Raw genomic sequence first — 24,478 nt, forward strand, 5'->3', positions numbered from 1 at the left:
GCAACCATGGCCGAGATTACGCGACGCGACTTCTTGAAAACCAGCGCCCTCTTGGGTGGGGCGGCCGCTGTCACGCTCAGTGTGGATGAGGTCTTCGACCGCCTGCGCAACACACCCGACGGCTTGAACCGCCTGAGTGGGCAATTCGAATACCTGAACAACCAGCCCGAAAACATCATCTATTCAACCTGCTTGAACTGCCACACCGCCTGCACCATCAAGGGCAAAATCGTGGACGGCGTGCTCGTCAAGATTGACGGCAACCCGTATTCGGCGACCAACCGCATTCCAAACTTGCCGCTGGACGTGCCGCCCACCGAAGCCGCACACATCGAAGGGAAAGTCTGCCCCAAGGGGCAAGCCGGCGTGCAGGTGCTCTACGACCCTTACCGTGTGCGCAAAGTCCTGAAACGCGCCGGCAAGCGTGGCGAAAACAAGTGGGTGACGATCGAATGGGACCAATTCATTGATGAAGTGGTGAACGGGGGCGACCTGTTCGGTGAAGGGCCTGTGCCCGGCTTGAAAGACATCTGGAAACTGCGCGACCCCGAAGTGGCGAAAGCACTCGCCGAAGATACGCAGAAGGTGATGGACGGCGAAATGACCGTCGAGGAATTCAAGCAGAAGCACAAAGACCACCTCGACGTGCTCATTGACCCGGACCATCCCGATTTTGGGCCCATCAACAACCAGTTTGTCTTCCTCGGTGGGCGTGTGGAACACGGGCGCAAGGAATTCACCAAGCGCTGGGTGTACGAATCGTTCGGCTCGACCAACTACTACCTGCACACCACGATTTGCGAGCAATCGCACCACATTGCCTACGCGATGGTGACGGGCAAAACCCACATGAAGCCCGACATCATGAACAGCGAATTCATCATTTTCTTCGGTACCGGGGCATACGAAGCCAACTTTGGCCCGCCAGGAATGGCTGAAAAGGTCACAGAATCGCACGCCAACCGCAAGAACTTCAAGATGGCGGTGGTTGACCCGCGCCTGAACAAGACAGCCGCCCATGCCGACTGGTGGGTGCCCATCAAACCCGGCACCGACGCGGCGCTCGCCTTGGGGATGATTCGCTGGATTATCGAAAACGGCCGCTACGACAAGGCCTTCCTTGAAAACCCGAACCAGGCGGCCGCTGAAGCCGACAACGAAACATCCTGGACAGACGCCACCTGGCTGGTGCGTACCGATGAGATGGTCTTCCTGAAAGCGGAAGACGCGGGTCTGGAAGTGCCGGAAGGGGCTTCCCCCTATGTGGTGATGACCGAAAACGGCCCCGCCCTTGCCGATGAAGCCGAAGCCGGCCTGCTGGAAGGCGAATTCACCGTCAACGGTATCCCCGTCAAACCCGCCTTCCAATTGCTGAAAGAACGCGCCTTTGAAAAGACGCTGGACGAATACGCCGACATCTGCGGCATCAAGCCCGATTTGATTGCCGAGTTGGCAAAGGAATTCACCAGCCACGGCAAGAAGGCGGCCGCCGAGCTCTACCGCGGTCCGGTGCAGCACACCAATGGCTACTACAACGCGCAGGCCATCATCACGCTCAACCTGCTCATCGGCAACATTGACTGGAAGGGCGGCTTGATGAAAGGTGGCGGGCACTGGCACGAAGACGGTTCCAAGGGTGGCCCGTTCTCGCCGGACATGGTCATCAAGGCGCCGGGTGGCATTCACCACTTTGGCATCTACCTGACCCGTGAGCGCACCGCCTACGAAAAGAGCACGCTCTTCAAGGAACACGGCTATCCAGCCAAGCGGCTCTGGTATCCGTTCAGCAACGAAGTGTACCAGGAAGTCATTCCGTCGGCGTATATGGGCTACCCCTATCCCATCAAGGTGCTCTTCCTGCACAAGGGGACGCCCGTTCTCGCCACGCCCGCCGGCGACAAGCAGATTGAAATGTTGATGGACACCAAGAAGATTCCGCTCTTCATCGCCTGCGACGTGGTGATTGGCGAAACCACCATGTACGCCGACTACGTCCTGCCGGATTTGACGTACATGGAACGCTGGGGGACACCACACGTCTCGCCCGACATTCCGGTGAAGACGAGCAAGGTTCGCCAACCGATGGTGGCGCCGCTCACCGAAACGGTGGTGGTGGATGGCGAAGAAATGCCCATCAGCATGGAAGCCTTCCTCATCGCGGTTGGGAAGAAACTGGGCTTGCCGGGCATTGGGAAGGACGGCTTCGGCCCCGGCCTGGACTTCAACCGCCCCGAAGACTACTACCTGAAACTCGTTGCCAACATTGCCTGGGGCGACAAAGAAGATGGGTCGGACGCTGTGCCCGAAGCCAGCGATGAGGAACTGGAACTCTTCCGCAAAGCACGCCGTCATTTGCCGCCGTCGGTCTTCGACGAAGCCAAGTGGAAACGCGCCTTGGGCAACGATGAATCACTCTGGCGGCGCGTGGTCTATGTGCTCAACCGTGGTGGGCGTTTCGACCACCTCTCCAAAGCCTACGACGGCGATAAAGTGGCCGCGAAGTTCAAGAACGTGGCGCACTTCTACGTTGAAAAAGTGGCGAAAGGACGCCACCCGATGACCGGCGAACGCTTCGACGGTCTGCCCAAGTACGACGTGCCGCGTAACGGGTTGGGCGAGCCGGCGGTTGATGACGAGTATCCGTTGCACCTCATCACGTTCAAGGAAATCACCGGTGGGCAAAGCCGCACCATTGCCGCCTACTGGCTCAGCAGTGTCCTGCCCGAAAACCCGGTGCTGATGAACAAGCGCACCGCCAAAGAATTGGGGTTGAAAGATGGCGACCGCGTGCGCATCGTCAGCAAAAGCAACCCCGACGGCATCTGGAACCTGGGGCATGGTCAGGTGCGCCCCATGGAAGGCACCGTGCACACCGTCGAAGGCATGACGCCGGGCGTGGTGGCCGTTTCCTGGCACTACGGGCACTGGGCGTATGGTGCGAGCGACGTGGAAATTGACGGCAAGAAAGTGCCTGGCGACCCACGCCGTGGCACAGGGCTCTGCACCAACGCCGCCATCCGCGTGGACGACGCCACCGGCGACATGTGCCTGACCGACCCCATTGGTGCGAGCGCCTCGTTCTACGACACGCGCGTCAATGTGGTGAAGGTCTAACCACGTGCAAAAAGGGGCGGCTCATGTGGGCCGCCCCTTGCCTTTGCTGATGAAGGATGACATGCGAGGAGGTCTCATCATGAAACGTTATGCACCGCTCGGCATTCTGGTTGTGCTGATCCTTGTGGTTTGGTTCTGGGTCAGTCCACCACGCTTCTGGCTCAACATGACCAAGCGCGTTGCCCCCTCGCCGGAAGTGGGCGCACAACTCGTCGAAAAGTACGGATGCCGGGGGTGCCATACGATTGGCGGGCAAGGCGCCATTCTCGCCCCCAATCTCGACCAGGTGGTGCGCCGCAACAAGGAAGAAGACCCCGCGTTTGTAACCTTGCGGCTCTGGCTCCGCGATCCAACGGCTGTCAAACCCAATACCGCCATGCCCAACTTCAAACTATCGGACACTGAAATTGAGGCCATTTTGCAGTATTTGCAAACCCAAGCCGAACAAGCGGCTGAATAGCACCATCGGCTACCCTCCTCTCAGAAAGCGCTGCCCTGTATGGGTAGCGCTTTTGCATTTTCGCTTGTCATCCTCCCCTGACAGGCTAGAATTGCCCCCGCGCCAACCAACACGAAAGATATTCGCCCATGCGTCCTATCGAAACCGTCATCGTGATTCTCGTTATCGTTGCGCTTGCGCTCCCCAAACACTTTCATGCCTGGTGGCGCTGGCTGTGGGGAGCAACACTCCTCGCCCTTGCGCTCCATCTCTGGCAAGAAGGCTGGCGATGGCAACTTGTCCCGCTCTATCTTGTCATCCTTGCCATCCCCCTCGCCATCCGGTTCAGCGGCAAAGCACGCGCCGCCGCCACCGCCTTCTTGCTCCTTTTCGTCACAAGCAGCCTGCTTGCCGCGTGGGCGTTTCCCATTCCCACCATGCCCACCCCAAGCGGTCCCTACGCAGTCGGGACAACGACGCTCCACCTGGTTGACCCATCGCGCGAAGAACGCTATACCCCCGACATTCCCGACGACCCGCGCGAACTCATGGTGCAAATCTGGTATCCGGCGGAAGCCACCGCCCAGCCACCCGCCCCTTGGAATCCGGACATGGATATCCTCGCCCCCGAACTCGGCAAATGGACGGGGCTCCCCGGCTGGATGTACAGCCACCTGCGGCTGGTGCAAAGTCATGCCGTCGCCGACGCTCCCTTTGCCAAAGAGGCATCCCCCGCCCCGATTCTCTTCTATGTCCACGGTTGGGGAGGGTTCCGCACAATCCACGCCAATCTCATGGAAACACTCGCCAGCCACGGCTACATCGTCATTGCCGCCGACCACACCTATGGCGCAATGGTCACCCGCTTTCCCGATGGGCGCGTCGCTCTCAACTATCCCGACGCTCTGCCCGAAGGCGCACCCCGCGACCAATACTTGGCTGCGGCGCGCATTCTTGTGGGCGTTTTCGCCGACGATGTGCGCTTCATGCTCAACCAACTGGACACCTTCAACCAGACCCATCCCATTCTCAAAGACCACCTGGACACCAACCGCATCGGGCTTATCGGCCACTCCACCGGCGGCGGCGCTGTCGTGGAAGTTTGCCTGAGCGATGAGCGGTGCGACGCCCTGGTCGGATACGACGCCTGGGTCGAGCCGCTGCCGCGCGACATGCTCGCCGAAGGGCTCCACGTCCCCAGCATGTTCATGCGAAGCGAACCCTGGGTTGCAGGTAAGAACGCCCCCAACCTGGCGCTTCTGTACAATGCCAGCCAACCGCCAACATACATGCTGACCATCAAGGGGGCGCACCATCGTGACTTTACCATGCTGCCCTTGCTTTCACCCATCGCCGACGACCTGGGGTTGCGGGGACCTATCCCGGCTGAAGAAATGCTGGAATTGACCGACGCCTACACGCTCGCCATGTTCGATACCTATCTGCGCAACACACCTTCACCGCTCCTATCCGGTGAAGCCCATCCTTACCCCGACGTTCTTTTCGAGCAGCGCTAAACACAAAACAGCACTATGGTTTGGAGGACCTTCCCATGTTCAAACGTCTCTTGCTCATCGTCATCATGATGACGCTTGCCGCGTGTAGCGGCACCACCACGCGCGAAGAAGGCAAACTGCGCGTGGTGACAACCGTTTCGCCCATCACCAACATTGTGTACAACATCGGGGGCGACCGCATCGAACTCAGCGGTATTGTTCCCGAAGGCGTCAACTCCCACACGTTTGAACCCGCCCCATCCGACGCCCGCAAACTCGCCGAAGCCGACTTGATTTTTCTGAACGGGCTGAACCTGGAACTCCCGACCCTGCGCCTGGCGGAAGCCAACAAGCGCGATGACGCCAAAATTATCCTGCTGGGGGAACAAACCATCACCCCGGATGAATACGTCTATGATTTCTCCTTCCCCAAAGAAGCCGGCGACCCGAACCCGCACCTCTGGCCCAATCCCTGGTACGCCCTGCGGTACGCCGAGATTGTGAAAGATGAACTCAGCGCCGCCGATCCCGACAACAGCGATTACTACGAGCAAAACTTCCTCGCGTTCGAACAGCGTATCCGCGAACTGGACGCCGCCATTCGCGCCACCATCGAGACCATTCCCCCCGAAAATCGAAAATTGCTCACCTACCACGACTCCTGGGCGTACTTTGCGCCACTGTATGGTATGACCGTCATCGGCGCTATCCAGCCCGCGGACTTTGCCGAGCCCTCGGCGCGTGAAGTCGCCAAAATCATCGAACAAATTCGGCGCGAGCAGGTGCCGGCGATTTTCGGCTCGGAAGTTTTCCCCTCGCCGGTGCTTGAACAAATCGCCCGTGAAACCGGCGCAACCTATGTAGATGACCTGCGCGACGACGACCTGCCCGGCGACCCCGGCGATCCCAACCACTCTTACTTTGGGCTCATGGCGGAAAACATCCGCATTATGGCGGAAGCCCTGGGCGGCGACCCTACGCCTATCCTGGGGTTCGACACCAGCAACATACCCGGTCCCGACACAAACGTTGACCAGGCACGCTAAATCACATGGACCCTTTGCTGGAACTTCGCAACGTCACATTCGGATATGGTCGCATCCCAACTGTGCGCAACATCTCGCTCCACATCCACGAGGGGCAATTTGTCGCCATTGTGGGACCAAGCGGCGCGGGCAAAACCACCGTTCTCAAACTGGTGCTGGGGCTCCTCTCGCCACAGCAAGGGGAACGGTGGTGCGCCCGCCCCTCATTGCGCATCGGCTACGTGCCGCAAATCGAAACGGTGGACTGGTCGTTTCCCGTCACGGTTGAACAAGTCGTTCTCATGGGGGCGGTGCGACGCGCTCCCTTCTGGCCCTGGCCACGCCGCGGCGACCGTGAACAGGCGCAACGCATTCTTGACCAGTTAGGCATTGGCGCTCTGCGCACGCGCCACATCCGCGACCTCTCCGGCGGGCAACAACAACGTGTCTTCCTGGCTCGCGCCCTCATGGCTGAACCGGACATGCTTGTGCTGGATGAACCAACAGCGGGCGTGGACATGCAAACCGCGGAAAACATCCTGCATCTGCTCGCCGACCTCAACCAACAAGGGATGACGATTCTGCTCACCACCCACGATTTGAACACAGCCGCGGCGCATGTGCCCTGGATTGTTTGCCTCAACGAAACCATCATCGCCCAGGGACCACCGCATGCTGTCTTCACCGAAGAGATTTTGAACCGAACCTATCGCGCCGATATGATGGTGATTCACCATGAAGGGCTGCTCATTGTGCAACAACGCCCACACCCGCACACCCTGCACGACATTTTGCCCACACCGGTTCCCGGTCATCCACCAGAAGAAAGCCCTGGCGAGGAATAACCATGTTGGAGACACTCTGGCAACCATTCACCTTTGAATTCTTTCGCAACGGCTTCCTGGCGGCGGTACTCGTCGGCGCTTTATGCGGCTTGCTGGGCGTCTACATCATCTTGCGCGGCATGTCGTACATTGGGCACGGGCTGGCGCACGCGATTTTCGGGGGAGCGGTTGTCTCGTTCGTCTTGCAGTGGAACTTTTACCTGGGGGCGGGTGCCTGGGGTTTTCTGACGGCACTCCTCATCAACCAACTGGCGCGGCGCACCAAAGTCAGCGCCGACGCCGCCATTGGCGTTGTCACAACCGCGAGTTTTGCCGTTGGCGTGGCGCTCATCAGCCGCTACCGGCGCTTCACGCGCTCATTCGACGCGGCGCTTTTCGGCAATGTGCTGGGGGTGACAAGCGGCGACGTGTTGGTGGTGCTGGGGGTGACCCTGGCGGTGCTCTTTCTGGTGCTGCTCTTCTACAAGTACCTGCTTTTCACAACCTTCGATGAACCAGTAGCCCGCGTCTATGGCGTCCCCACCGGCTGGGTGGACACCCTTTTTGCGCTCATGTTGGCGGCGGCACTCATTGCATCCCTGCAAATCCTAGGCGTGACGTTGATTGCAGCAGCACTTGTTATTCCGGCCATCACAGCACGCCTGCTCACAGATAGTTTCGACCGCCTGATGCTGCTTTCCACGCTGATTGGTATGCTCACCGGTGCCGGCGGCATGTATCTTTCGTACTATGTGGACGTTGCCTCCGGTGCAAGCATTGTGATTTTACAAGCCACGATTTTCAGCATCGTGTTGCTGTATGGGGCATGGCGACAGCGCACCGACGTGCTGGAACATACGCATTTTTGAACCTTGCCTCATGTCTCCTCATCGTAGTACAACTCGGCTTTCAACTCGTCCTCTTCTTCCAGATTCCCACCGAGCGCCCCCGCCAGGACACCCAACGTGGCCATAAAAGCGGCATAACGCATGAGAAGAAGCCAATCCAGTGGACGAGACGCCCAACCGCTTACCACATCACGTGGAAGAAGCAGCAAAATGCCCCACATGAGTAAAAACAATACCGCCCACAAAAAAAGCATGCCGATGAGCAAAATGGAAAAGAGAACAAATTGCGTGCGCACAATCTGCTCACGCCAGCCCGTTTCGCGCGCTACATCGCTGACATTCTGACCAAGAAAAATAAAAAGCGCCGCAATCAAAATCGCCCCAAATGTGGCTATACTTTCTACCCACAATGACAAATTGACCCCCACCTCCCAGGCTTCTGCCGTCAACACCAAAAAGACCGTGGAAACAGCCGCAGCGGCTGTCAAACGTCCCATGCGAAAGGGAAAGCGCCACGGCGCGTACCCCAAAATATCAGCAAGCAAACTGGTTGGATTAGCGCGCAACGTGCGCCAATAGAACACAAGCCGCCCCCAGCGCACTCGTTCTTCTTCCAGGCGAGTATCCGCTGTTTCTTTCAAACGGTTCAGAATGGCAGCCCACTGCTCATTGGTAAAGGGTTCTGGTACAATCGCCAAAGGGTCTTCCGGCGGGCGCATTGGTCCATCACCATGGTCTAACCCCCAGATATGCCCCAACAAATGAAGCGCCAGCCCAACAATACGCTCCGCCAGCAGGGATGAATCCCCCAAACGTGCCGTTGAAAGCACCGCCACCTCCAACGCCGAAGATGGCACACCAATCACAAAAGGCCGGTGGCGCGGATGCAAATCATTCGGCACAAGCACGATGGCATAATCCCAACCATGATACAACTTTTCCTGCACACCAATCTCTAACAAATCGAGCGGCGGCAACGCCCCACGCGGCGGAAACGTGCGTCGTTCCCAAAAATGAATCTGCCATTCAAACTGCGGAAACTGATCGGCCAGCATTGCCTGCAAACGATGGCGAGCAGCCTCATACGCTGATAGCAGTTGAGGGTCTCGCACATCCGACGCGAGCACCCACCCAATGCTCACCATCTGGCGCACCATATCAGCAGACATTGTTCACTCCTTCTCCAGCACATCCACAAAAAAAACACCCGCACGAAGCGGGTGTTCGTCCGCAAGCCATCTTCTCAGCGCGGGAAAATCCCCACGCGGCGGTTGGGCTCCTGCCCACGGCTTTGCGTTGTCACCTTGGGGTGGTCGCGCAACGCCAGGTGAATAATGCGGCGCTCGTACGGCGTCATGGGTTTGAGGAAGAAAGGCCGCCCGGTACGCGCCACCTGTTCGGCTTTGCGCAACGCCAGTTCGCGCAATTTTTCAGCGCGGCGCTTCTTGTACCCTTCCACATCCACCACCAGGTTGACGCGCCCTTGCACATGATGCCCCACCATCAAGCGCAACAAATATTGAATATCGCGCAACGTGCTGCCATGACGCCCAATGATGATTCCCAGGTTATCGCCGACCACATCGAGCATCAGCGTGGGCTCTTCGGTTTCATCGGCGGCCTCGCTCCAATAGGCTTGCACGTCGGCAATCACATGCATGCGCGTCAACAATTCAACCAGCAATTCATGCGCCAGGTTGAGAATAGCCTCCTGCGTCCACTCGCCGGATGGGGGCACCGTCACCGTGAACGGCGCTTCATCCTCATCAAGGGCCACCGCCGAATGCGCAACGGCGTCAGCCTCGCCCACATCAGCCGGTTCATCAACGACGGCGTCTTCTACAGCAGGCGCAGCGGTTGATGGCGTCGGTTCTTCTTCCACTGGCTCAATCGGCAACAAAACCGTCACGCGTACAATGGCATCTTGCGCGCCAATTCCCAAAAAACCGCTCCGCGGCTCGCGCAACACTTCAACTTCTACTTCATCGCGGCTTTTGCCCAACCGCTGCAAGGCGTTTTCAACGGCCTGCTCTATGGTTTTTCCGCTCGCCTCAACGCTTCTTCCTCTTACGACGTTTCGCTGCTCCATTTTTATCTCGCCCCTTTTCCTCAGTTTGCACGCTTTCGCTGCTGCCGTTCGGGTTCACCACAGAAGAAGCAACCGCGTCGGTATCATTCGCCGACAACGACGCCACCGAAACCGATTGCCCCCCACCGAACAGCCAGGCAAAGCGTGTCTCGTTGTTGATAATCCATTGCTGCAACATTTGGAAGAGGTTGGACGTCACCCAGTAGAGCGACAGCCCGCTCGGCACTTGCAACGCGAAAAACCCGAACATGAGCGGCATCATGTACATCATCTGCTGCATCATGGCCTGGTTCGGGTCGCGGGCGCCGTCATTATTGCTGGGCGGCGTCATCATGCGCTGGACAATCAACTGGGTCATCACCAGCACCACAGGCAAGAGCAAATACTGCACGGTTTGCGGTCCCCAGTTTGCCGTGTTGGTCAACCAGTCCAAACCGCGCGGTTCCGCCAAACTGGGAATGAACAACCAACCGCCCTGCAAGAGTCCCTCATCCGCCAGGTGCAAAATAGCCCGATAGAGCCCAATCCAGATGGGGAACTGCAACAGCATGGGCAAACAGCCCGACAACGGGCTCACGCCGGCTTCCTGATACAGACGCATCATTTCCTGCGTCTGCTTTTCGCGGTCTTTCTTGTACTTTTCTTGAATTTCTTTGATTTTGGGCTGCAATTCCTGCATCGCCCGCGATGAACGCAACTGTTTGAGCGTCAGCGGGAACGTCAGCAGGCGAATGAGGATTGTAAAGAGGACGATTGCCAGCCCATAACTTCCTACAATGTTGTGAAGAAAAACAAGGGCGTCAACAATGAGTTGGACGAATGCACCCCACAAACTACCCAAGGAAAGCCTCCTCTTCTCTCAGAATCACCCTCACGGAACGGGGTCGTAGCCACCGGGATGAAACGGGTGGCAACGCAAAATGCGCCTGATACCGAGCCACATGCCTTTTATCACGCCATATTTCTCAATGGCCTCGTATGTGTAATGCGAGCATGTCGGCTGAAAACGGCACGTGGGTCCCGTGAGCGGCGAGATATAGCGTTGATAAAACCGGATAAGCCCTAGCGCAAGACGTTTCATACCGCTTCCTCAAAGAGGCCGGCACGCACAAACACATCATGCACGGCTCGCCTCAATGTTTCAAAATCCGCTGTGGTGGCCGCTGTACGCGGAATAAGCACCACATCAAACCCATTGCGCACATGCCCGGTTTGCCACAAATGGCGCACAATCTCACGCAAGCGGCGTTTCAAACGATTGCGCTGCACGGCTTTACCCATGCGCTTGCTTACCACAAAACCAAACCGCGAATGTGGTAAACCGTTGGGCGCAACCAGCAACACCACCCACCGATTGCGGTAGGCTTGGCCATGCCGCCGGACATGCTCGAAATCGGCACTGGCACGTAAACGATACTTGCGCTGCACGGTTCTGGCAAACAATGAAGCGCGGAGACATGGTCTGTCTCCGCGCCTCATTCCTTCGTCGTTAGAACCAGCGGCGCGGGATCTTCACCGTCAACTGGTGGCGCCCCTTGCGGCGGCGGTTCTTCAACACGCGGCGGCCGCCCGGCGTGCGCATACGGGCACGAAAACCATGAACACGCATGCGGCGGCGACGTTTGCGAATCAATGTTCGTTTCGGCATGGGTATCCTCCTCGATTCAGTCTCCCCGCCCTGCCGGCGGTCTGACAGATGACTCTCGACACAAAGCAAGAGGATCGAGACATTCGACCCTCTTGCAAACATGGCAGGTCTTCATTCGGCCGTTCATTATACGTGTTTCAGACGTTTCGCCAAACATTCGTATTGGTTCCACTATGCCTCAGGGGGGTGTTGCGCCGCTTCCCACTCTTCACGCGAAATGAATTCGCCGCCTTGAATCCGCTGAGATTGTACCCGACGCCGGTTGTCAAAACGCAGTTCCACTTCCATGCGCTGAAAACAACGTGTGTCCACCAACCCCTTGCGCACAAAATAGCCGCCCCGCTCAAAATCCTGCGACAAATCATGTTCCAAATCAATGCGCGACCGCACAAAAGCGCCACAGCGGTGGCATTTGGCATAGACGTACAGTTCCTGCGGTTGAGGGGTAAAGAATTTTTTGAAGAATGTCATGCGTTCCTCCACCTGTCCACTCAACCCAAGCCGGGCAGAATAACCCACGCGCTCCATACTGCAAGCCACCACAGCCACCACAGCACAAGCCCAAGCGCAAGCCACTGATACCGTGGCGCAATCCATTCACGCCACCCCAGCACGGTGAACAGCGCCACAGCCGGCAACGCTGGGAAAAGATAACGCCCCTGGTGCTGGACAAACGTCAGGTTGTACCAGAGGAAACCACCCACAGTGAGGCTCATCCATGCCAATAACACCCAGACACTCTCTGGAAAAGCCGGGCGCGGCACGCCAAAACGCGCGTACAACAGAAGCCCCACCACTGCGAGCAGCGTAAGCGCCCACAACAATGAATAGACATTGGACGGCAACGGTGCCGCCATCCACCCAAATTGCCCCCAAAACGAGTGGAACGTGGTGAAAACCAGCCGTTTGAGCGTCCGCGCCACGCCCAATTCAGCCACCCACTCGGCAGTGCGCGGTTGCCCCACCACAATCGCATCATGGCGCGCCAAGCCGGTAATGTCCCCGTTCCCATAGACCACCGCATTACGCACGAACCAGGGCGCCGCCAGCACCAAAGCACTCACCAATACGAGCCCCAATGATTCATAGCGCACACGCCGGTCATGCCGCCGATACGCCCAGAAGAGCGCTCCCACCACAAGCGGAAGCGCCACATAAGCGGTCGTCTTTGTCAACAGCGCACACGCCAGCAAGAGACCCTGCGCCACCCACGCACGGCGTTGCACCACAGGCGCACGCAACACACGCAGCGCATACCAGACATTGGCCGTCAGCACCAACTCTGCCAAGCCATCGTTATTCACGACCGAAAGCATAGCCACATGCATGGGGAGCGTGGCGCTCAAGCCCGCCGCCGCCAATGGGATAAGCGGCTCGGATGGAAAAACCAGCACCGCCAGACGCCACGTCATGAAAATGACGCCCAGCCCCAAAAAGGCCGAAAAGAGGCGCACAGCATACAACGGGTTCACCCCCACCCAGACCGCCAGGCGATAGACCGGGGCAGCCAGGGCGTAGTACAGCGGCGGCTGATGGGCTTCGTAGCAAATGGAATCAATGGGCTTGTCGGGGGGGAAATGCGTCGCTTTGAGTTCATCAAGATAGGCCTGATCGTAGCAATCGGCCGTCAACACAGGCGGCAAGCCGGTTTCAGCCACATGCCGCACATAGTTGAAATGTGCCGGCTCGTCCGGTGCTTGCCAGGGTGGTGTCCGCCAGACAAAAAGAAGGGCGGTTGTGGCATACATCACCACAACCAGCCCAATCCCCCAGCGCCATATGCGCGATTCAATCTCCTTCATTCGCATAAGGCTTTGCCTATTCTGTTGGTTATCCCAAGCGGCTCAATTCTTCCTGAACGATACTTTCATCCAGTTTCTTGAACAACACATCAAGACGTTGCAAAGGACGCCCGGCTTCCAGTTCAGTCGGCTGCCAATGCACGCGCCCCGAAGCGGAGCGATAGCGCAACACCTTGTAGGCGCGTTCGCCTTCTTGCACGGTTTCGATGACAGGTTCGCCGAACAACGGCTCCGCGTAGCCCAACGCTGCATGGACCTTTTCACTGCTGAATGGAAGTACCGGCGCAAACAACACCTTCAACCAATCAATCGCCTGCAACGCCACGTAAATTGTTGTTGCAGCGGCCTGCTTATCTTCCTTGATTTGGAACCAGGGGGCTTTGTCGTCCAGATACTTGTTGACCTCACGCGCCAAAGCCATCGTCAACCGCAAGGCGTCGCGCAGTTGCACACGCTCATACGCCTCGCCAACCTCATCAAAACCGGCGCGAATGGTCTCCAACAGCGCCGTATCACGGGCGTCAAGGTCGCCAGGCGTGGGGATAACGCCTTTCCAGCGCTTCGACGCAAAACTGACCACCCGGTTGACCAGGTTCCCCCAGGCCGCTACCAATTCGTTATTGTTGCGCTCGACAAACCCTTCCCACCGAAAATCGCTATCGCGCGTCTCAGGCGCAATCGCTGTGAGATAATAGCGAATGGGGTCCGGGTCATAGCGGCTCAACATATCCCGCAGCCAAATCGCCCAGTTGCGGCTGGTGCTGAACTGGCGTCCTTCCAAGTTCAAAAATTCGTTGGCGGGAATATCGTAAGGCAAGCGCAGTTGTTCATCATACCCCATCAACTCCGCAGGCCAGATGATGGCGTGGAACGGGATATTGTCCTTGCCAATGAAGTAATAACTCCGCGCTTCGGGGGTGTACCAATATCGCTTCCACGCATCTGGCTCTCCTTGCAGGTGCGCCAACTGCACCGCCCCCGACAAGTAGCCAATCACCGCCTCAAACCAGACATACATCACCTTGTCTTCGTAGCCTTCAATCGGCAACGGAATCCCCCACGCAATATCACGCGAAACGGGACGACGCTGCAACCCTTCGCGCAAAAAATTCAGCGCGAAATTGCGCACATTGGGACGCCAATGCGTTTGGGCTTCCACATACGCTTTCAACTTGTCCTCAAAAGCGGGCAAATCCAGGAAGAAATGTTCGCTCTCAATGGGGCGCGGCGTATTACCGCACAATTTACAGCGCGGGTCAATCAATTCGGTCGCATCGAGTGTATGACCGCACTGGTCGCACTGGTCGCCACGTGCGTTTTCAAAGCCACAGTGGGGGCATGTCCCTTCAACAAAGCGGTCGGGCAGGGGCATGGCGTCGGTATCACAGTAGAGCTGCACCATAACATCCTTGACAATGTAGCCCCGCTCGTAGAGCCGCTTGAAAATATCCTGGGCAATTCGCGCATGATTCGCCGTGTCCGTATGCGTAAAGAGGTCATACGTAATGCCCAGTTGCACAAAATCTTCCAAAAAGCGTTCATGATAAAATTCAAAAACTTCGCGCGGCGACCGTCCCAGCTCCTGGGCTTTGAGCATAATCGGCGTTCCGTGCGAATCTGAACCACTCACCATCACGACATCATTCCCGCGCAAGCGGTGATAGCGCGTGAAAATATCAGCGGGCAAATAACACCCGGCAATATGCCCCAAATGCAAATCACCATTGGCATACGGCCATGCCGTAAACACAATAATCGGGTCGCTCATATCGTCTCGCACTCCATGTTCAAGTTGTTGCATCATCGGAGAGTATAGCAGTATTTGGCGCTTTTGCACACGCACACAACCAATACTGGACTTCTTTCCTATTTCCAAACAACAGATATGTATGATATGGTATACATACAGGTTGCCGTGCCCTTTCAAGATATTTTCAATTCTGTTGACGGAGCAGGCACACACCTGTATAATCCGCACGAATAAACGGAGTTCCTTGCCTACCCCAAGCAACGGTATTTCTGGAAACACATATGGCACTTAAAGGACAACTACAAGATATTCGCCTAACGCAATTTCTCAACCTCGTCAAACTTGCACGCAAGACGGGGTGCCTCTCGCTGCGCAGCCCACAAGGCAACGCTGTTTTGTATTTCCGCGAAGGAAAACTGATTCATGCCGCACTCACCAAAGATGCACGTGAAGAACCCGGCGGCGATCTCTACACGCTTCTGGTGCGCAGCGGAAAAGTGCAAGCCCACCAAATTGACGCCATCTTCCCCAACGGCGCAAGTGCCGACGACAAGCAACTTGGTATGCGCCTCATCAATGCGGGGCTGGTCTCGCGCAACGATATTTTGCGCGTTGTGCGCAAGAACATGCTCGATGTTGTGTATGAAACCCTCACGTGGGAAGAAGGCGCGTTTGAATTTCATCCGAACGCCGCCCCAGCCCCCGAACGGCTCGCTGTGCCTATCACACTGGATAACATCATCCTCGAAGGTGACCGCCATCGTGAAGAGATGGTGGAACTGAAAGAGGAATTGCCTAGCCTTGACATCATCTTGCGCTTTGCCGAAGGGCCCCGCGCCAATCTGGTGAATATCAATTTGAGCCCAGAAGAGTGGCGCGTGATTTCATTCATCAACCCCCGTCATTCGGTTGCTGACATTGCACGCTACAGCGGCTTGAGCGAGTTTGAAACACGCCGTATTGTCCACAAACTGCTCAAAAACGGCTTGGTCGAAGTCGCCGGCAAAGCCGAGGCAAGCCCTGCCGGCAATAGCCGTTCCGGCACACGACACACTCGGCCAACCACAAGCCGCCCACAGAGTCGCGCCCAAACGGCAGCGCGCCCTGCTATGAAAGCCAAGCGACCTGATGTTGAGAAAAGCGTGGTCAATCGTCTGATTAAGTTTATTCGCGGTCTGTAGACCGTTATTCAGATTTATGTCAACCCAACGGTATTATTAAAAGGTTCAAGGCTTATGCAAACAGTCAAAATGGTCATCACAGGTCCTTTCGCTGCTGGAAAAACGGAGTTTATCCAAACCATCAGCGAAATTGCTGTTGTTGCCACCGAGCGCAAAATTAGCGACTTCACAAGCGCCATCAAAGAAAATACCACGGTGGCAATGGATTTTGGTCGTATTACTGTGGATGATGACCTGGTGCTCTACTTGTTCGGGACACCGGGTCAAAAGCGCTTTGACTTCATGTGGGAGATTTTGTCCGAAGGGATGCTCGGGTTCATTGTGCTTGTGGATAGCACCCGCAGTGAAACCTTCAAGGAAGCACGGCAAATCATTGACATTTTCCGCACGTTCTCGAACACGCCTTTTGTAGTTGCCGCCAACAAGCAAGATTTGGAAGACGCCTGGCCTCCCGAAGACTTGCGCATCATGCTTGATCTAGAGCCTCACATCAAGGTGTTGCCCTGTGTGGCCACCGACCGCGAAAGCGTCAAAACTGTTTTGCTGGAACTCCTCTACTCAATCCTTGAAACTTACGAAGACGACGAAGAAGAACAATTCGAAGCCGATACCGAAACGAACTAATCTTACGGAGTAGTAACAATGACGACACGCGAAGACCGTGATCTGCCGAATGCAACGTTGTACGTCCTCTTCAAAGCCATTGAAGAGGTCATGGGTGAAAAGGGCTTTCACGCGATGCTGAATGCATCAGGTCTGCAACACTACATTCAGAACCCACCGCCGAACAATCTGGACCGTGACGTCCACTTTTCAGACTATGCGCGTCTGCAAAAAGCCGTTATTGACTTCTACGGTCCACGCGGGGCACGTGCCGTGCTCTCCCAAATTGGGCGTGTGCTCTTCCGTTACACGCTCGAACAGCAGCCGGCGATTCTGGGGTTGGCAGGCCTCGCGCTGAAAATGCTGCCCGAACAAGCCAAAGCCAAAACCATCATCAACCGTATTGCCGCTGCTTCCGCTGAACGCACCAATATGCCCTCGCGCGTGGAAGAAGACGATGAAGCCTGGTATCTCATTATTGAAGAATGCCCGTGTGCTTTCCGTGAGAAGACGCCAACGGGCCCAAGTTGTTTCACGTCCGTAGGTACGATTGCCGAAGCATTGCGCTGGGCAACTGGCAAGCATTATCTGGTTACCGAAATAGAATGTATCAACCAAGGTGATGCCACTTGCACCTACCGCATCGCCAAGAAGCCGCAATCCGACTAATCGTGAACGTGAACGAACAAAAAAGCCCCCGCTTGTGCGGGGGCTTTTGCATGGCGAGCACGGTCTCACTTTTGGAGAGATTGATACCGCACTTCAACACCTACCGCCACTTTGGCCAAAATCGTAAATACCCATGCGCCTAACGCCCAGATACCGATGGTGATCACCCATTCTACCCACGTCGGTGAGTATTCTGTGAAAATACGCCCCCACGGCTCAGGCACAAACCCCGGTACAATCAGCCCCATACCTTTCTCAATCCAAATACCGATAAACAGCAAGACAGAACAGAGATAAAGAATCGGCTTGCGCTGGCGAAGTTGAGGGACTGTTAAAATGAGCGTGGCCAGACCAGTCATTGCAAGAGAGGTCCACATCCAGGGCACCAGCGCATTGTGCCCATCAAGCCCAAAGAACAGGTAGATAGCGCTTTTGCTATGCTCGGTGGGCCAATAAAATTCTTTGAACATTTCAGAGACGAGCATAATCAAGTTGACCTGTGCCGCCCCTGTCACAACCAGGCTTAATTTATTGATTGTGCTCTCCGTAATAGTGTACGGTGTGGTTCGCCGGATAATACTCAAAATGAGAATCATCAACGCCGGCCCCGCCGCAAAAGCGGAGGCAAGGAAACGCGGCCCCAGCAAAGATGAGTTCCAAAATGGGCGCGCAGGCAAACCGGCATACAAGAACGCTGTCACCAGGTGAATCCCCACAGCCCAGAAGAGTGAAAGCACAACGCCAGGTAAATAAACCTTGGGGTTGGGTTTGCGTCCCTGGTAATGGTTCCAGAGGATGTAAAATGGAATGGTCAGGTTAATGAACAAGTACCCATTCAATACGATAACATCCCATGTGAGCATCGAACGTGGCCAGTTGAAAATCCCTATCACCGGAATCATGTGCCACAAGCGCGCGGGTCCGCCCATGTCCACAATGACGAACGCCAGGCACATGACCAGCGCCGCCACAGCCATGCCTTCGCCAAACAGGACCGCCCGCACAAAATCGGTATCGCGGAAGACATACGTCGGCAGGACAAGCATCAACGCCGCCGCAGCGACGCCCACCAGGAACGTAAAGTTCGAGATATAGATTCCCCAGCTGGCATAGTCATACATACCGGTAACGATAAGCCCCTCACGCAGCTGGATGGTGTAGGCATACGCCCCCAGCAACATCAAGAACGTGAGAAAGCCCATCCAGATATGATAGCGCAGACTGCCCGCTGTGACGTTATCAATCGCATCCCGAACAAATGAGATGAATGTGCGCATCGTTCTGACTCCTCAATGCTCAGCAATTCGCCCAATCAGCGAGTTTGGATGAGTGTAAGCGTGTACGTTTCCCATCAATCCATGTAGTACCAGAACTTTGGCTCCGTCCCCAAGTCTTCTTTCAAACGAAAGACCTTTTTGTTCTCCAAAATCCAGCGAATTTCACTGTTGGGGTCGAGTAGGTTGCCAAACACCCGCGCCCCTGTCGGGCAGGCTTCCACACAAGCAGGCAAACGCCCCTGGCGTGTCCGCTGAATGCAGAACGTACACTTCTCCATCACACCCTTCTTGCGCAGACGATTGCCCAGATAGTGTTGATTGAGATTGATTTCATCCACCGGTACATGGGGCGTCTTCCAGTTGAAGCGGCGCCCATCATAGGGACATGCCGCCTGGCAATAGCGGCAGCCAATGCACCAATCATAATCTACGACAACAATGCCATCTTCCTCTTTCCATGTTGCCTGAACCGGGCAGACTTCCACACAAGGCGGGTTATCGCAATGGAAGCATTGTGTCCCAATGTAGAAGTGCCCTTCCGCCGGCACGTCATGGTAGAAACTATCGTTCGCCCGCTCCATACTGAATTCGCCGCCGGGAATTTCGTGGATGCGGATATAGCGCATATCGGTGCTACGATCCTGGTTATTTTCGAGCACGCAGGCTTTGACGCATTCCAGATAGCCGCGGCATTTGGAAATGTTGAACGCATAGCCATACAGCACGTTTTTCCGCGGTCCTTGGGTCGAGATGGTGGGGCGTTTCCCGGTTTCAAGCTCAGCCAGTCGCTCCAGGCGTTCGATGGTTTGCCGTTTTTCCTCTTCAGTCATCAAGCGGTAATTGCGCTTGAAATATTCTTCCAGTTTCAAATTCGCGATTTCGCGCTTTGTTTCATCACGCTGGCCGAAGGGAAGCAAAGGCGAACACGCTGTTTGCAAAAAACCAAACCCCAATACCATCCCCATCGCCAGCAATTTGACGGCGGTACGCCGATCCACCTGGCGGCTGAGCAACTGCTCCAAACGCGATTGCGTCGGCGGCTCTTCAGGTGGGAGATGCAGACCCGCCGCCGCCTCGGCTTCATCACCAAGGTTGAACATGCGTTTCAATTCGCTCCACGTGTACGAGCGCCCCTCTTCCTGGGGAATGTGTTCGAGAGGGACATCCTGCACCTCGTACTTGGAAAACATGCGTTGCACCAAATCACGCACGCCAATCTGCTCAGCACTGCGATGCTCATGAGCACCTTCCATTTGGGCGCACTGTTCAGCCAATTCACGCAAGTGATTGTGTTGTTGTGCGCTCATGGTGTTTCAACTCCTTCATACACTTTTGGTGGTATCGCCGGCCAGCGAATATCCCATTCCGGTTCGTGCGGGTTGTGGCAGTCGGTGCATGTCTGCATCACACGCGGCGGCGCCCACCCGCCAACCTGTTTCCCATGCGCTCCGCCGACCCAATCCTCAAATTGGGAAGCGTGGCATTGGGCACAGAGTTGATAACTTTGGTCAAAATCAACTATTTGCCCGGTCAAGGTATGCAGAGCATCCACATTTTCTTCGACGTTGTGGCATGTTTCACAGGTCATGACCTGCTCACTGGCATGGTCAAGCGTGATTTCCCAGTGTTTCAAGCGCCCTTCCGCCTCACTCTGCGCCCGAAGTGTGGCCAGGTTTTCCGTATGACAGCGCGAGCAAGGGAAGAGGGTCAAATCCTCTTTGCGCGTGAGGACATACACTTCTTCTTCCAACGCTTCATGGTCGGCCGGAAGTTGCAACAGCTGATACTGTTCGGTTTCGAGCAGGGGCGCACGGCTCACATCAACATGCACCGGCTCCTCTGCGGCATGTACCACCTCTTCCAACGACGATTCACGCAAAGGCGGGCGTTCCGGCGCACACGCACCGGCAAACAGGAGAAGCCAAAGCCCGCCCAGATACCAGAATAACCGCTTCATGGGCGCACCTCCTCCCGCATCCATTCGTCATCGGTGCGCAAGGGCACGTGGCACTGCAAACAGTTGTCGCGTTCCAGATGGTCGGTACGAATTTCAGGCGGCGCCGAGGGTCCAATGTGGCACGCGGCGCAATTTTCACGCATGGCCGGCACAATTTCGTGCGGGACAGGTGGTGGTGCGCCATCATACGCTTCGTTGCCCAATGCGGGCGGCGGCGCCGGTTCGTAGGTATTCTCGCGGAAGAGCGTTTCTTCCAATACAGGAACGTGGCATTGGGTACAGTTGAGCAATTCGGGGTGTGGCGCCACCGGCGCATACGCTTCCATTGGCGGCACATAGCCCCCCGTTTCGTGGCATTGCAAGCACGTGTTGCTGCCATACGCCATGGCATCTTCAACAGGATGGGGAACCCAAGGCGGCGCTCCATCATACGCCCGGCGCGCATAGTACGTGTCAAGCGTGCGCACTTTCCCCATCACGGGGTCTTGCGTGGTGTACGCTTGCATTTCATCGAGGTAGAACAGGCTTCCTGCTTCCACATGCTGCGGTTCCGGACGGGCGGGTTGCGCTTCTGCCGCTTCATTGACGTCCAATTCAGCCGAGACCTGCCCCGCCAACCAACTGGTTCCCAGCACATAGGCAGTAGCAGCCATGAGCACAACCGCTAGCCCGATGAAAATCAGGCGGTATCCGGTGCGCAGCCAGGGTTGTTGGTTCGCTTTCGGTTCGCTCATGAGACTACCCTCTCAATGCGTACTGCGCACTTCTTGTAGTCGGGCTCTTTTGAAATCGGGCAGAAAGCGTCAATGGTGACTTCGTTGATGAGCATGGATTCGTCAAAGAAAGGCACAAACACATGTCCACGCTGTGGAATACCGCGGAAATTGATAGCCGCCGGCAATACAATTTCACCACGCCGACTGATGACACGTACGAAGTCGCCCGTCCGAATACCAAGTTCCTTGGCGTCATCGGGGTGCAATTCCACGTAGGCGTGGGGCATCGCGCGGTGCAAAACCGGAATGCGGCGCGTCATGCTCCCGGTATGCCAGTGTTCCAGCACACGCCCGGTGCTCAGCCAGAAGGGGTATTCGTCATCCGGCGATTCAGCCGGCGGCTCGTATGGGCGGAAGATGAGCCATGCTTTGCCATCGGGCTTGCCGTAGAAGTAGAAATCATTGGAATGCTCGGCGGCCAGCGGGTCGTACTTGGCGTTGTACCGCCACAGGGTCTCTTTTCCATTCACAAACGGCCACATCACCCCAGGGCGGCGCTTCAACTCTTCATACGGCGCCATTTCGTGCTTGGGGCCAGCGTGGAAACGGCGATACTCGTTCCAAATCGCCTCGATATGGTCTTCTTCGCTCCACGGGAACCATTTTTCATACCCCAGGCGACGCGCAACTTCAATCAGTTGCCAGGTATCGCTCATCGCTTCGCCCGGCGGTTCCACCATCTTGTTCCAATGCTGAGTACGCCGCTCGGAATTGCCGAAAAAGCCCTCGCGCTCAATCCACATGGCCGATGGAAGGACGACATCCGCCACATCAGTTGTTGGCGTGAAGTAAACATCAGAGACGACGACAAAGCGATCGTCTTTGAGGGCGCCGTCGCGGTAGCGGCGCAATTTGGGCAACGAGACCATGGGGTTGGTCACCTGAATCCAGATGAAGCGAATATCGCCGCGATCGAGGGCGCGGAACATTTCAACGGTGTGGTAGGTCGGCTTATCGGGAATGTTTTCGAGGGGCACATTCCAAATTTCAGCGGCTTGTTTGCGCGCCTTCTCACTCGTCACCGGTCCACCAGGCAAACGCTGTGTGAGCGTCCCCACTTCGCGCACCGTACCACACGCACTGGGCTGCCCGGTCAGCGAGAACGGGCTGTTGCCGGGCTCGGCAATCTTGCCCACCAGCAAGTGAATGTTGTAGATGAGGTTGTTCATCCACGTACCGCGCACATGCTGGTTGACCCCCATGCACCAGAACGAAGTCACTTTCTTGTTGGGGTCGCCATAGAGCGCCGCGAGGTACTTGATGTCTTCCACAGAAACGCCTGACAGTTTCGAGACCTCTTCCGGGGAATACGCTTGCAAATACTCCACAAATTCATCATACGTGATATCGGTCAATTCATCGCTAAACGCAAAGTGGTCTTCCAACCCATAGCCAATGTTCGTCTTCCCCTTCTTGAACACCACATGCTTGCGCACAAACTCTTCTTTCACCCAACCATTGCGTACAATCTCGTAGCAAATGGCGTTGGCAATCGCCAGGTCGGTTTGTGGATTGAAGAGAATGGACTTATCAGCGGCAACGCTTGTGCGGGTTGTGCGTGTCGCCAGGTCAATAATCTTGACATGGGGGCGCAAGCGGCGTTGTTCCAGCATGCGCGAAAAGAGGACGGGGTGCATTTCAGCCATATTGTTGCCCCAGAGCACGAACACATCGGCATGGTCAATGTCGGCATAGTTCCCCATCGGTTCGTCCAGCCCGAACGAGGTGAGAAAGCCCGCGACGGCGCTCGCCATGCACAAACGGGCGTTGGCTTCAACATTGTTCGTGCCAATCAGCCCCTTGAAAAGTTTGACCGCAACATACCCATCGGGGATTGTCCATTGCCCAGACCCATAAATGGCCACTGAATCTTTGCCATGCTTTTCGATGGTTTCTTTCATCTTCTGGGCAACGATATCAAGCGCCTCTTGCACCGGCACCGGCTCCAACTTCCCATTGCGGCGCACATAGGCGGTTTTCAGGCGATCTTCACCATACAACGCTAAAATGGAATGGTATCCTTTGACGCAGGCCAGCCCCTTGTTCACCGGCGAGTTCGGGTCGCCTTTGACAGCCACGGCTTTGCCATTGCGCACACCAATCAGCAAGCCACAGCCGACACCGCAAAAGCGGCACGGGGCTTTATCCCACACAATATCATCCTGAAACCCATCCGACGCCGTCTCTTCCGGCATGAACGGACGCGCAAAGGTCACGTTCGGGGCTAAACTGGCGGCGGCGGTGGCAGCAGCGGCGGCTGCCATGCGTTTGAGAAAATCGCGACGTGTCATCATGAGACGCTCCTCACTCCTCATCTCGATATGCTGCAACAAGTGCCAAACATTGCAGGTGTTCCAGCGCCAAGAGACGCTGTTCCAATGCTTTCTCAGCGGCTTCATGTGGTGTATCGGTGACTAAAATGAAAAGGTCGTGGCTCGTTGAGGGAATGACTTCACACTCCGACATGGCTTGCAGAGTGCGTTGCAAGTCAGCGGCACGATTGGCAACAGGATAGACCAGATAACTTTTGATGGGCATGCAATCCTCCTCAGTTGCGCACGTGGGAACAGTGCCCCCATGATAGACACAATGAAACTTTTTCGCCCGCATCATCCGGCGCGTTTTTGCCCTGACCAGATGACCAGGCTTCCTCATTTCACACCGACACAAGCCATCATCCCTTCCAGAGAGCCACCTTCTTTGCGCTAGCGCAAAGAGCAACAACAACCTGCCGGATATCATCTTGGCGATATGACATTGCACACCAATGGGGAGTAGATTGCTCAACATTGCAAGCATCCATCTCAGACGCCAACGGCGCCGCTTGCCCCACTCCTCCGCAGGTTTTCCTGTTCGGTATATGCCGTGCTTTTCTCCTTTTCCATCACACCTTCCACATGACACCTCACTTTCAAAGGACGACAATTGCCACTACACGCGCCCTTCACGACGTGCTACCTTTCTTGATGATGGGCAAAGG

General features: G+C 56.3%; 24 protein-coding genes. 9 read left to right on the forward strand and 15 right to left on the reverse strand.

What is annotated here, in order from left to right; genetic code table 11:
* The first annotated feature begins 6 nt into the window (after positions 1 to 6).
* From SE16_RS14005 to SE16_RS14030, 6 genes are all read left to right on the forward strand, one after another.
* Positions 7 to 3,114 carry a molybdopterin-dependent oxidoreductase gene (locus SE16_RS14005; protein WP_200907417.1) on the forward strand — a complete coding sequence of 1,036 codons (3,108 nt, stop codon included), beginning with the start codon at positions 7 to 9 and terminating at the stop codon, positions 3,112 to 3,114.
* Positions 3,115 to 3,193: 79 nt separating this feature from the next.
* Positions 3,194 to 3,574, forward strand: a complete 381-nt coding sequence (locus SE16_RS14010; RefSeq protein WP_054493838.1) for a c-type cytochrome — start codon at positions 3,194 to 3,196, stop codon at positions 3,572 to 3,574.
* A 128-nt stretch (positions 3,575 to 3,702) separates the two neighbouring features.
* Positions 3,703 to 5,070: an alpha/beta hydrolase family protein gene (locus tag SE16_RS14015; protein ID WP_054493839.1), complete on the forward strand. Its 1,368-nt coding sequence runs from the start codon at positions 3,703 to 3,705 to the stop codon at positions 5,068 to 5,070.
* A gap of 35 nt (positions 5,071 to 5,105) precedes the next feature.
* Positions 5,106 to 6,095 (forward strand): metal ABC transporter substrate-binding protein, encoded by a 990-nt coding sequence (locus SE16_RS14020; protein ID WP_054493840.1) that lies wholly within the window; start codon positions 5,106 to 5,108, stop codon positions 6,093 to 6,095.
* Between the two features lie 5 nt (positions 6,096 to 6,100).
* Positions 6,101 to 6,919 carry a metal ABC transporter ATP-binding protein gene (locus SE16_RS14025; protein ID WP_054493841.1) on the forward strand — a complete coding sequence of 273 codons (819 nt, stop codon included), beginning with the start codon at positions 6,101 to 6,103 and terminating at the stop codon, positions 6,917 to 6,919.
* A gap of 2 nt (positions 6,920 to 6,921) precedes the next feature.
* On the forward strand, positions 6,922 to 7,767 hold the full coding sequence (locus SE16_RS14030) for a metal ABC transporter permease (RefSeq protein WP_200907418.1): 846 nt from the start codon (positions 6,922 to 6,924) through the stop codon (positions 7,765 to 7,767).
* 8 nt (positions 7,768 to 7,775) lie between these two features.
* On the opposite strand, the gene SE16_RS14035 is transcribed toward SE16_RS14030, so the two are convergent.
* The 9 genes from SE16_RS14035 to metG all read right to left on the reverse strand — a co-directional run bounded on the left by SE16_RS14035 (position 7,776) and on the right by metG (position 15,053).
* The gene (locus SE16_RS14035; protein WP_054493842.1) at positions 7,776 to 8,915 is read right to left on the reverse strand and encodes a hypothetical protein; all 1,140 of its coding nucleotides are present in this window, start codon (positions 8,913 to 8,915) and stop codon (positions 7,776 to 7,778) included.
* 74 nt (positions 8,916 to 8,989) lie between these two features.
* Positions 8,990 to 9,835 (reverse strand): RNA-binding cell elongation regulator Jag/EloR, encoded by an 846-nt coding sequence (gene jag, locus SE16_RS14040; RefSeq protein ID WP_054493843.1) that lies wholly within the window; start codon positions 9,833 to 9,835, stop codon positions 8,990 to 8,992.
* The gene (locus SE16_RS14045) at positions 9,798 to 10,676 is read right to left on the reverse strand and encodes a YidC/Oxa1 family membrane protein insertase (RefSeq protein ID WP_054493844.1); all 879 of its coding nucleotides are present in this window, start codon (positions 10,674 to 10,676) and stop codon (positions 9,798 to 9,800) included. Before SE16_RS14045 ends, jag begins: the two co-directional genes overlap by 38 nt.
* 30 nt (positions 10,677 to 10,706) lie before the next feature.
* Positions 10,707 to 10,916: a membrane protein insertion efficiency factor YidD gene (gene yidD / locus SE16_RS15555; protein WP_082374396.1), complete on the reverse strand. Its 210-nt coding sequence runs from the start codon at positions 10,914 to 10,916 to the stop codon at positions 10,707 to 10,709.
* Positions 10,913 to 11,263, reverse strand: a complete 351-nt coding sequence (gene rnpA, locus SE16_RS14050; protein WP_160317029.1) for a ribonuclease P protein component — start codon at positions 11,261 to 11,263, stop codon at positions 10,913 to 10,915. Before rnpA ends, yidD begins: the two co-directional genes overlap by 4 nt.
* 61 nt (positions 11,264 to 11,324) lie before the next feature.
* The gene (rpmH, locus tag SE16_RS14055; RefSeq protein ID WP_054493846.1) at positions 11,325 to 11,483 is read right to left on the reverse strand and encodes a 50S ribosomal protein L34; all 159 of its coding nucleotides are present in this window, start codon (positions 11,481 to 11,483) and stop codon (positions 11,325 to 11,327) included.
* A gap of 171 nt (positions 11,484 to 11,654) precedes the next feature.
* Complete coding sequence (locus SE16_RS14060) at positions 11,655 to 11,954, reverse strand: hypothetical protein (RefSeq protein WP_054493847.1); 300 nt, start codon at positions 11,952 to 11,954, stop codon at positions 11,655 to 11,657.
* Positions 11,955 to 11,974: 20 nt separating this feature from the next.
* Entirely contained in the window at positions 11,975 to 13,285 is a 1,311-nt protein-coding gene (locus tag SE16_RS14065; RefSeq protein ID WP_054493848.1) for a DUF2142 domain-containing protein, read from the reverse strand.
* Positions 13,286 to 13,313: 28 nt separating this feature from the next.
* The gene (metG, locus tag SE16_RS14070) at positions 13,314 to 15,053 is read right to left on the reverse strand and encodes a methionine--tRNA ligase (RefSeq protein WP_054493849.1); all 1,740 of its coding nucleotides are present in this window, start codon (positions 15,051 to 15,053) and stop codon (positions 13,314 to 13,316) included.
* Between the two features lie 263 nt (positions 15,054 to 15,316).
* On the opposite strand from metG, the gene SE16_RS14075 reads away from it, so the two are divergent.
* From SE16_RS14075 to SE16_RS14085, 3 genes are read left to right on the forward strand one after another with little or no spacing between them, the layout of a single operon-like run.
* Positions 15,317 to 16,216 carry a DUF4388 domain-containing protein gene (locus tag SE16_RS14075; RefSeq protein ID WP_054493850.1) on the forward strand — a complete coding sequence of 300 codons (900 nt, stop codon included), beginning with the start codon at positions 15,317 to 15,319 and terminating at the stop codon, positions 16,214 to 16,216.
* 54 nt (positions 16,217 to 16,270) lie between these two features.
* Positions 16,271 to 16,840 carry a GTP-binding protein gene (locus SE16_RS14080; RefSeq protein WP_054493851.1) on the forward strand — a complete coding sequence of 190 codons (570 nt, stop codon included), beginning with the start codon at positions 16,271 to 16,273 and terminating at the stop codon, positions 16,838 to 16,840.
* Positions 16,841 to 16,858: 18 nt separating this feature from the next.
* On the forward strand, positions 16,859 to 17,488 hold the full coding sequence (locus SE16_RS14085) for a V4R domain-containing protein (protein ID WP_054493852.1): 630 nt from the start codon (positions 16,859 to 16,861) through the stop codon (positions 17,486 to 17,488).
* Between the two features lie 65 nt (positions 17,489 to 17,553).
* Here SE16_RS14085 and dsrP read toward each other — a convergent pair whose 3' ends face one another.
* The 6 genes from dsrP to SE16_RS14115 all read right to left on the reverse strand — a co-directional run bounded on the left by dsrP (position 17,554) and on the right by SE16_RS14115 (position 24,036).
* The gene (gene dsrP / locus SE16_RS14090; protein ID WP_054493853.1) at positions 17,554 to 18,765 is read right to left on the reverse strand and encodes a sulfate reduction electron transfer complex DsrMKJOP subunit DsrP; all 1,212 of its coding nucleotides are present in this window, start codon (positions 18,763 to 18,765) and stop codon (positions 17,554 to 17,556) included.
* Between the two features lie 74 nt (positions 18,766 to 18,839).
* Positions 18,840 to 20,072, reverse strand: a complete 1,233-nt coding sequence (locus SE16_RS14095) for a 4Fe-4S dicluster domain-containing protein (protein WP_200907419.1) — start codon at positions 20,070 to 20,072, stop codon at positions 18,840 to 18,842.
* Positions 20,069 to 20,722, reverse strand: coding sequence for a hypothetical protein (locus SE16_RS14100; protein WP_054493854.1), 654 nt, complete (start codon positions 20,720 to 20,722; stop codon positions 20,069 to 20,071). Before SE16_RS14100 ends, SE16_RS14095 begins: the two co-directional genes overlap by 4 nt.
* Entirely contained in the window at positions 20,719 to 21,456 is a 738-nt protein-coding gene (locus SE16_RS14105) for a nitrate reductase cytochrome c-type subunit (protein ID WP_054493855.1), read from the reverse strand. Before SE16_RS14105 ends, SE16_RS14100 begins: the two co-directional genes overlap by 4 nt.
* Complete coding sequence (locus SE16_RS14110; RefSeq protein ID WP_082374405.1) at positions 21,453 to 23,789, reverse strand: molybdopterin-dependent oxidoreductase; 2,337 nt, start codon at positions 23,787 to 23,789, stop codon at positions 21,453 to 21,455. Before SE16_RS14110 ends, SE16_RS14105 begins: the two co-directional genes overlap by 4 nt.
* 13 nt (positions 23,790 to 23,802) lie before the next feature.
* Positions 23,803 to 24,036, reverse strand: a complete 234-nt coding sequence (locus tag SE16_RS14115) for a hypothetical protein (protein WP_054493857.1) — start codon at positions 24,034 to 24,036, stop codon at positions 23,803 to 23,805.
* Positions 24,037 to 24,478: the final 442 nt, after the last annotated feature.

Origin of the sequence: Ardenticatena maritima (assembly GCF_001306175.1) — a bacterium.
In the GTDB taxonomy this organism is placed as follows: domain Bacteria; phylum Chloroflexota; class Anaerolineae; order Ardenticatenales; family Ardenticatenaceae; genus Ardenticatena; species Ardenticatena maritima.

Coding starts and splice junctions, on each gene's coding strand:
- SE16_RS14005 (WP_200907417.1), top strand. CDS start 7: ATGGCCGAGATTACGCGACGCGACTTCTTGAAAACCAGCGCCCTCTTG.
- SE16_RS14010 (WP_054493838.1), top strand. CDS start 3,194: ATGAAACGTTATGCACCGCTCGGCATTCTGGTTGTGCTGATCCTTGTG.
- SE16_RS14015 (WP_054493839.1), top strand. CDS start 3,703: ATGCGTCCTATCGAAACCGTCATCGTGATTCTCGTTATCGTTGCGCTT.
- SE16_RS14020 (WP_054493840.1), top strand. CDS start 5,106: ATGTTCAAACGTCTCTTGCTCATCGTCATCATGATGACGCTTGCCGCG.
- SE16_RS14025 (WP_054493841.1), top strand. CDS start 6,101: ATGGACCCTTTGCTGGAACTTCGCAACGTCACATTCGGATATGGTCGC.
- SE16_RS14030 (WP_200907418.1), top strand. CDS start 6,922: ATGTTGGAGACACTCTGGCAACCATTCACCTTTGAATTCTTTCGCAAC.
- SE16_RS14035 (WP_054493842.1), bottom strand. CDS start 8,915: ATGTCTGCTGATATGGTGCGCCAGATGGTGAGCATTGGGTGGGTGCTC.
- jag (WP_054493843.1), bottom strand. CDS start 9,835: ATGGAGCAGCGAAACGTCGTAAGAGGAAGAAGCGTTGAGGCGAGCGGA.
- yidD (WP_082374396.1), bottom strand. CDS start 10,916: ATGAAACGTCTTGCGCTAGGGCTTATCCGGTTTTATCAACGCTATATC.
- rpmH (WP_054493846.1), bottom strand. CDS start 11,483: ATGCCGAAACGAACATTGATTCGCAAACGTCGCCGCCGCATGCGTGTT.
- SE16_RS14060 (WP_054493847.1), bottom strand. CDS start 11,954: ATGACATTCTTCAAAAAATTCTTTACCCCTCAACCGCAGGAACTGTAC.
- SE16_RS14065 (WP_054493848.1), bottom strand. CDS start 13,285: ATGAAGGAGATTGAATCGCGCATATGGCGCTGGGGGATTGGGCTGGTT.
- metG (WP_054493849.1), bottom strand. CDS start 15,053: ATGAGCGACCCGATTATTGTGTTTACGGCATGGCCGTATGCCAATGGT.
- SE16_RS14075 (WP_054493850.1), top strand. CDS start 15,317: ATGGCACTTAAAGGACAACTACAAGATATTCGCCTAACGCAATTTCTC.
- SE16_RS14080 (WP_054493851.1), top strand. CDS start 16,271: ATGCAAACAGTCAAAATGGTCATCACAGGTCCTTTCGCTGCTGGAAAA.
- SE16_RS14085 (WP_054493852.1), top strand. CDS start 16,859: ATGACGACACGCGAAGACCGTGATCTGCCGAATGCAACGTTGTACGTC.
- dsrP (WP_054493853.1), bottom strand. CDS start 18,765: ATGCGCACATTCATCTCATTTGTTCGGGATGCGATTGATAACGTCACA.
- SE16_RS14095 (WP_200907419.1), bottom strand. CDS start 20,072: ATGAGCGCACAACAACACAATCACTTGCGTGAATTGGCTGAACAGTGC.
- SE16_RS14100 (WP_054493854.1), bottom strand. CDS start 20,722: ATGAAGCGGTTATTCTGGTATCTGGGCGGGCTTTGGCTTCTCCTGTTT.
- SE16_RS14105 (WP_054493855.1), bottom strand. CDS start 21,456: ATGAGCGAACCGAAAGCGAACCAACAACCCTGGCTGCGCACCGGATAC.
- SE16_RS14110 (WP_082374405.1), bottom strand. CDS start 23,789: ATGACACGTCGCGATTTTCTCAAACGCATGGCAGCCGCCGCTGCTGCC.
- SE16_RS14115 (WP_054493857.1), bottom strand. CDS start 24,036: ATGCCCATCAAAAGTTATCTGGTCTATCCTGTTGCCAATCGTGCCGCT.